At 69.6% G+C, this 6,154-nt stretch carries 8 protein-coding genes; 5 read left to right on the top strand and 3 right to left on the bottom strand.

Annotated elements, in window-relative coordinates:
- From ABTX24_RS06945 to ABTX24_RS06935, 3 genes are all read left to right on the top strand, one after another.
- Positions 1-592: RNA polymerase sigma factor (locus ABTX24_RS06945; RefSeq protein WP_350838388.1), on the top strand; the 592-nt coding region annotated here is incomplete at its 5' end.
- Positions 589-810 (top strand): hypothetical protein, encoded by a 222-nt coding sequence (locus tag ABTX24_RS06940; protein WP_350838386.1) that lies wholly within the window; start codon positions 589-591, stop codon positions 808-810. The genes ABTX24_RS06945 and ABTX24_RS06940, both read left to right, overlap by 4 nt.
- 94 nt (positions 811-904) lie before the next feature.
- Positions 905-1,396 carry an SRPBCC family protein gene (locus ABTX24_RS06935; protein ID WP_350838384.1) on the top strand — a complete coding sequence of 164 codons (492 nt, stop codon included), beginning with the start codon at positions 905-907 and terminating at the stop codon, positions 1,394-1,396.
- Positions 1,397-1,399: 3 nt separating this feature from the next.
- On the opposite strand, the gene ABTX24_RS06930 is transcribed toward ABTX24_RS06935, so the two are convergent.
- Both ABTX24_RS06930 and ABTX24_RS06925 read right to left on the bottom strand, forming a co-directional pair.
- A complete protein-coding gene (locus ABTX24_RS06930; RefSeq protein ID WP_350838382.1) occupies positions 1,400-1,777 on the bottom strand; it encodes a YdeI/OmpD-associated family protein in 378 nt (125 codons plus the stop codon).
- A gap of 49 nt (positions 1,778-1,826) precedes the next feature.
- Positions 1,827-3,356: an alpha/beta hydrolase gene (locus ABTX24_RS06925; protein ID WP_350838380.1), complete on the bottom strand. Its 1,530-nt coding sequence runs from the start codon at positions 3,354-3,356 to the stop codon at positions 1,827-1,829.
- 212 nt (positions 3,357-3,568) lie between these two features.
- Here ABTX24_RS06925 and ABTX24_RS06920 point away from each other — a divergent pair, with 212 nt between their 5' ends.
- On the top strand, positions 3,569-4,381 hold the full coding sequence (locus tag ABTX24_RS06920; RefSeq protein WP_350838378.1) for an HAD-IIA family hydrolase: 813 nt from the start codon (positions 3,569-3,571) through the stop codon (positions 4,379-4,381).
- Here ABTX24_RS06920 and ABTX24_RS06915 read toward each other — a convergent pair.
- Entirely contained in the window at positions 4,375-5,082 is a 708-nt protein-coding gene (locus ABTX24_RS06915; protein WP_350838376.1) for an SDR family NAD(P)-dependent oxidoreductase, read from the bottom strand. The genes ABTX24_RS06920 and ABTX24_RS06915 overlap by 7 nt on opposite strands.
- Before the next feature lie 101 nt (positions 5,083-5,183).
- On the opposite strand from ABTX24_RS06915, the gene ABTX24_RS06910 reads away from it, so the two are divergent.
- Positions 5,184-6,044 carry a helix-turn-helix transcriptional regulator gene (locus ABTX24_RS06910; RefSeq protein ID WP_350838374.1) on the top strand — a complete coding sequence of 287 codons (861 nt, stop codon included), beginning with the start codon at positions 5,184-5,186 and terminating at the stop codon, positions 6,042-6,044.
- The last annotated feature ends 110 nt before the right edge of the window (positions 6,045-6,154 follow it).

Here is a 6,154-nt window from a genome sequence, read left to right as displayed (position 1 = left end):
GAGCGATCTGAACGACCCCGGGCCTCCGGGGCACGTCGCCCAGCGCAGTCTCCATGACCTGCTGCTGCGGGCGACCCGGCATCAGGTGTGGCGCCTGCGGAGCCAGCTGCCTGGTGCGGGGCCTGCGGACCTGGAAGACCTGGCACAGCAGGCTGCCGACGATGCCCTGGTCGCGGTGCTCGGCAAGCTCGCCACCTTCGAGGGGCGAAGCCGGTTCAGCACCTGGGTCTACAAGTTCGGCATCCTGCACGCCGGCGTCGCCGTCCGGCGGCAGGCATGGCGGCATCGGGAGGTCGCGCTACCGGACTCGTTCGACGTCCCGGACGACGGCAGCGCTCCCGAGGGATACGTGCAGGCGGATGATCTCTCGCGGGCCGTCCAGGCCGCGATCGCCACCGTCCTGACACCCCACCAGCGGCGGGTCACACTGGCGCTGCTGATCGACCAGGTGCCGATCGACGTGCTCGCCGAGCGGCTCAACACCAATCGCAACGCCCTGTACAAGACACTCCACGACGCCCGCCAGCGACTACGTACGTCCCTGCTGGCCACCGGCCATCTCGATGAATCGTCCCTGCGGAGCGCGCCATGACCGACAGAAACCGCCGTCTGGCCGCTGCCGCTCTCGACGGCCTGCTGCTCGACACCAACCCCTACTTGTCCTGCGACGACTGCTTCGACCAGATCGACACCTACGTCGAGCAGCTGCTGGCCGATCCGGGCCACGTGGACCTTCCGATGCAGGTGCATCTGAAGGCCTGCGGCGCCTGTGCCGAAGAGGCTGAGGCGTTGATGGACCTGCTCACGTAGTGACCTGATCGTCTCGCCGCGCCGCTGCGGTCCTGCCGATCGTGTATCGACGAAGATGTAGTCGTCCTCTTCTCGAGCTCACAAAGGTTGGCCCATGACCCGCTGGTACCCCCTCGCTCCCGCCGACGACGACTTCCTGGGGACCGCACGCGCGGTCACGACCAAGGTGCTCGACGTCGACGTGCCGGTCGAGACGTTGTGGGAGGCGCTCGCCGCGGACGATGCCGTGGTCTCGTGGGGGCCCGGTGCCACGAAGACGCGGTGGGTGGGCCCGCGACCGTACGGCGTCGGCACGGTTCGCGAGGTCACCATGGGCGGTGTGGCCACCGTGCGCGAGAAGTTCTACCGCTGGGACGAGAACCGGCGGATGACCTTCGCGGTCGTCGAGTCGAACCGCCCCGGCATCCGCCGGTTCGCGGAGGACTACGTCGTCGAGTCGACGCCGACCGGCTCCCGGCTGACCTGGACCGTTGCCGTCGAGGTGGCGAAGGGAGCCGGACCCACGGCGCCGATCGTCCGGGCTCTGCTCTCGCTCGCCGTGGGGTCGCTGATCAGCGGCCTGAGGAAGAGGCTCGAGCGCGGCTGAGGGTCAGGTCCAGGGGTTGTCCCAGCGACCGTCGGCCTGCGCCGCCTCGACCTCGGCCAGGCCGGCCGGCCGCATGCGGCCCTCGGCGGTGAGCCGCTCGACCTTGGAGATGTTGAGCCGGGACCACTTCGAAGCGGGGCGCCGGCGGGTGTAGCGCTGCAGGTACGTCTCCTCATCGCCTCGGCGGCGTACGGCAGAGATCCAGCCGAAGCAGAGGCCGACGTCGACCAGCTCGTCGGAGGAGAGGGAGGCCGGCTCGACGCCCTTGCGGGTCAGGCGCAGCCACACCGCTCGGGTATTGGGATCAGCGGTCTCGAAGTAGGCCTCGACCTCGGTCACCGATGGCCGGTCCAGCACCGGCTCGCCGTCGATGGTCTCCACGCGGCCAATCTAGTGGTTGGCCGCGTGAAGACCTGGCTGGGCGTCACAGCTAGCCGACGAAGGCTGTCGCGGTGCGGGGTGCGGCGTCGGCCGAGCAGTGGTAGTCGCGCAACGGCCGCTCGCCCGTGGTCAGATAGGTCGTCACCACGTGGTTCGCGCAGCGGTTCCTGCCTCCCGGGTAGACGCCGTGGCCACTCTGATCGGCGGTGACCATGGTGGCCCGCTTGCCCAATGCTGCCCGCATCTCCCGCGCGCCGTCGAGCGGTGTCGCCGGGTCGCGAAGGTTCTGCACCATCAGTACGTTGGACGGACCCTGATCGGTGATCCGGACCTGCGGTTCGGCGGGATCCGGCCAGTACGCGCACGGCGTGATGTTGGCTCCGGCGGCACCGAACAGCGGGTATCTGATCCGGTCGACGGCGACGTTGCGCTGGTAGGTCGCCACCGACGACGGCCAGCGCGCGTCGTTGCAGATCATGTAGTAGCGACCGGAGATGAGGTTGTCCACGTCGGTCACGGTGCCGCCATCGGGCAGCGGTGGCGGGGGCTGGTTCGCATCGACCGCGTGCCAGATGTCCGCAAGTAGCGGCAGCTGGGTCGGGCCGTACAGCAGACCGAAGTTGATCAGCCGGAACGCGACATGGTCGAAGGGGCCGTCCGGTGTCGGGATCGGCTTCTTCTCCAGTCGCTCGGCGAGCTCGAAGTACTTCGCCCGTACCTGCGCCGGTGTCTTGCCCAAGCCGTACTCGCGGTGGTTCGCCGCAGCGAACTTCGCGAAGGCCGGGAAGGTGTCCTCGACGCCCTGCGACCACAGCCGGTCGCTGGCGTAGTCCCAGCCACCCGGGCCCATGTTGCTGTCGAGCACGATCCGGTCGCTGCGCTGCGGGAACAGGGTGGTGTAGACCGCACCCAGGTGGGTTCCCCAGGAGGCACCGGCGTACGACAGCTTCGACTCACCCAGTGCGGCCCGGATCCGATCCATGTCACGTGCGGTGTTGGCCGGGCTGATGTGCGGCAGCATCCGGGATGTCTTGGACGCCGCGCACTGCTGGGCGATCCGCTTGCTCACGGCCGCGTGCTCGGCCACATCGGCGGCGTCGAGCGGGTACGGCGGGATGCTGCCTGTGAGCACTTGATCCGGGGTGAGGTCGCACGTCACCGGTGTGCTGCGGCCGATCCCGCGCGGGTCGAAGCCGATCACGTCGTAGCTGTCCAGGACACTCTGTGGGAGACCGATGGCGACGAGCATCGCCGGATAGCTCTCTCCGGCGGAGGGGCCGCCGGGGTTGGTCAGCAGGACGCCGCGCCGCTTGTCGGGCTTCTTGCTCGGTAGGCGCGAGACCGCGATATCGATCGTCCGGCCGTTGGGGTCGCTGTAGTCCAGCGGGACCTTCAGGGTCCCGCACTGCATCCCTTCCGGGATCGGCACCGGAGAGATCTCGGCGTGGCACCTCTCCCACCTGATGCTGTCCGGTGGCGCGGCCTGCGCCGCCGCCGGACTTGCCACCGAGACCATGGGGGCCAGCGTGGCCGCCAGCGAGACGACGGCGACGGCGAGTGGTACTGAGATGCGTTTCATTTCTTCCTCCCGAGGATGGTGGGGACGGTGTCAGTCTTCGCTGATCGGAGGGCGGGAACATCCGGCCGCAGACCATTCCGGGGTGTCCGAAAGGACTATTGACCGGTGGGGAAAGTAGTAGTGGTGCAGATCACTGCCCCTGCTGAAGACGGTTGCCGTACGAGTCGGCCACAACGGTTGGCGGTTGGGCCGCGATCAGCGAGGATGTCCTCGTGATCGACGAGCGCCCCATCAAGACCTGGCTGACCGACATGGACGGTGTCCTGGTGCGTGAGGAGGAGCCGATCCCGGGAGCCGGCGAGTTCCTGGCGAAGCTGACCGCGGCGTCGGTGCCGTTCATGGTGCTGACCAACAACTCGATCTACACCCCGCGGGACCTCCGGGTGAGGCTGCTCCGCTCCGGGCTCGACGTCCCCGAGAAGTCGATCTGGACCTCGGCGCTCGCGACCGCGCAGTTCCTCGCCGACCAGCGGCCGGGCGGCTCGGCGTACGTCGTCGGCGAGGCGGGGCTGACAACGGCCATGCACGCGGTCGGCTACGTGATGACGGAGAACGACCCCGACTATGTGGTGCTCGGGGAGACCCGCACCTACTCCTTCGAGTCGATCACCCGGGCGATCCGGCTGATCGAGGCCGGCGCGCGGTTCATCGCGACCAACCCGGACCCGAGCGGGCCGAGCCCGCAGGGCACGCTGCCCGCCACCGGCTCCGTCGCCGCGCTGATCAGCGCCGCGACCAACCGGGCGCCCTACTACGTCGGCAAGCCGAACCCGCTGATGATGCGCAGCGCGCTCAACCAGCTCGAGGCCCACTCCGAGACCACGGTGATGATCGGCGACCGGATGGACACCGACATCATCAGCGGTCTCGAGGCCGGGATGCGCACGATCCTGGTCGAGACCGGGTCGACCAGGCCCGAGCAGATCGAGACCTTCCCGTTCCGGCCGACGCGCACGGTGTCCTCCATCGCCGACGTACTGCCGCTCCTGGAGAGTCAGCTCGAGAGTCAGCTCGACGATCAGTAGGGGAGCGGGCCGCGGCTCGAGACGAACGTCCCGCTCGGGCCGTCGGGGCCGATCTGCGCCATCCGGACGATGATCTCGGCGCCTTCCTCGACGGTCTGGGTGCCGGTGTGGCCGTTGAGCTCGGTGTCGGTGAAGCCGGGTTCGACCGCGTTGACCCGGATGGTCGGGTAGGCCTTGGCGAGCTGGATGGTGGCAGCGTTGACGGCGGCCTTGGAGGCGGGGTAGCTCAGGCCCGTGTAGAAGTGGGTGAAGCCGTCGGGATCGCTGAGCATGCCGAGCGAGCCGAGGCCGCTGGAGACGTTGACGATGACGGGTGCCGGCGACTCCAGCAGGAGCGGGACGAAGGCCTGGGTTGCCCGGAGGCCGCCGAACAGGTTGGTCTCGAAGGTGGCGCGTACGTCCTCGACGCTCTCGTCGGCTGCGGTGGGGATGGCGTTGCCGGCAAGCCGTGGCTCGACGCCGGCGTTGTTGACGAGTACGTCGAGCCCGCCGTCGGCGGCGATCTGCTCGGCCGCGGCGGTGACGGAGGCGTCGTCGGTGACGTCGATGTGGACGAATCGGGCGCCGAGATCCGCCGCCGCGGCCCGGCCGCGTGCCTCGTCACGGGCTCCGATGTAGACGGTGTGTCCCGCGGCGAGAAGGCGGCGGGCGGTCTCCCTGCCGAGGCCCTTGTTGGCCCCGGTGATCAGTGTGGTGGTCATGCCTCCAGGCTGCGCCGGCGACGCAGGCCCAGGAAGCGGTCTGGTTTTCGTAGGACTGGCAGGGCCAGGACATCGGCTCCGCCATGGCGGAGACTGGTGAGATGGAGTCAACGGAGTTCGGGCGGGTGCTGCGTCGCTGGCGCGACCGCGTGGAGCCCGCCGCGGTCGGGCTGCCTGCCGGTGGCCGTCGCCGGGCGACCGGTCTGCGGCGTGAGGAGGTCGCGAACCTGGCCGGCATCTCGGTCGACTACCTGACCCGGCTCGAGCAGGGTCGAGCGACCTCGCCCTCGGTGCAGGTGGTCGAGGCGCTCGCCCGGGCGCTCCGGCTCCCGGACGCCGACCGCGACCTGCTGTTCCGCCTCGCCGGACATGCCACGCCCGGTCGTGAGGTGGTGTCCTCGCGAGTCTCGCCGAGCGTCCAGCGGCTCCTGGACCGCCTGGCGCACACCCCGGTCGTCGTCTATGACGCCTCGTGGACCGTGGTGACCGCCAACGATGCGTACGACGCGCTCATGGGGGCGACCGCCGCCTGGCAGGGCCGTGAGCGCAACGCGGTGTGGCGCAACTTCGTCGGTCCGGGCAGCCGGGCCGTCGCCACCCCGGCGGAGACCGAGGCGCTGCAGGCGGGGCTGGTCGCCGACCTGAGGCTCACCGCCGCTCGCTATCCCGCCGACCAGCGGCCGCGACGGCTCATCGCCGACCTGCGCGCTGCGAGCCCCCGCTTCGCGGACCTGTGGGAGAGTGCCGACCCGTCCCGTCACCACGAACCGGCGCGACACAAGATCATCGACCATCCGAGCGTCGGCCGGATCGCGCTCGACTGTGACACCCTGACCGTCGCGGTCGAGGACCTGCGGATCATGGTCTACACCGCCGAGCCCGGCACCGAGGACGCCGAGCGCCTGGCGCTGGCGACGGTCGTCGGCAACCAGGCGCTCGGCGGAGCCTCGGGCGGGGCCTGATTCGTTGGGTTGTGTAAGGAAATCCCTCTGAGGGCCTCTCCTCGTGGACGCGACTGTGTCGACCGTCACATAGTCGGGCGTCCGGGTGACCCCACCCGGAGAAGACCGAG

Source organism: Nocardioides sp. NPDC127514 (assembly GCF_040302125.1).
GTDB lineage: Bacteria > Actinomycetota > Actinomycetes > Propionibacteriales > Nocardioidaceae > Nocardioides.
The sequence above is the reverse complement of the archived record's forward strand: the minus strand, read 5'-3'. Positions and strand labels throughout refer to the sequence as shown.

Coding starts and splice junctions, on each gene's coding strand:
- ABTX24_RS06925 (WP_350838380.1), bottom strand. CDS start 3,356: ATGAAACGCATCTCAGTACCACTCGCCGTCGCCGTCGTCTCGCTGGCG.
- ABTX24_RS06910 (WP_350838374.1), top strand. CDS start 5,184: ATGGAGTCAACGGAGTTCGGGCGGGTGCTGCGTCGCTGGCGCGACCGC.
- ABTX24_RS06915 (WP_350838376.1), bottom strand. CDS start 5,082: ATGACCACCACACTGATCACCGGGGCCAACAAGGGCCTCGGCAGGGAG.
- ABTX24_RS06935 (WP_350838384.1), top strand. CDS start 905: ATGACCCGCTGGTACCCCCTCGCTCCCGCCGACGACGACTTCCTGGGG.
- ABTX24_RS06940 (WP_350838386.1), top strand. CDS start 589: ATGACCGACAGAAACCGCCGTCTGGCCGCTGCCGCTCTCGACGGCCTG.